Genomic DNA, 244 nt, shown 5'->3' with positions numbered 1-244 from the left:
GTATTACGACTGGCTGACCAAGAACGACTATCTGCTGTTCCAGGGGACTCGCAAGGCGGCAGCCTTCCTGCAGACCTTCGTCGACTATCCGCCGAGTCAGCGTCCGGCCAGCTTCAGCATCGACCAGGTGCAGCAGTCGGTGTACCAGAAGATCGCCGAGAAGATGAAACAGCAGCAGGCGGCTGCCCAGAAGCAGTGATCTACCCGCCACGCCCGGATGGGGCGTGGTTTCCTCAACCCGTAA

1 pseudogene is annotated in these 244 nt (G+C 60.2%); it reads left to right on the top strand.

Features of this window, described 5'->3' with window-relative positions:
• Positions 1–199 (top strand): annotated as a pseudogene (locus J5M67_RS29260) (arylsulfatase); the annotation flags it as partial.
• Positions 200–244: the final 45 nt, after the last annotated feature.

Source organism: Pseudomonas sp. 30_B, assembly GCF_017491605.1.
In the GTDB taxonomy this organism is placed as follows: Bacteria; Pseudomonadota; Gammaproteobacteria; order Pseudomonadales; family Pseudomonadaceae; genus Pseudomonas.
The sequence above is the reverse complement of the archived record's forward strand: the minus strand, read 5'-3'. Positions and strand labels throughout refer to the sequence as shown.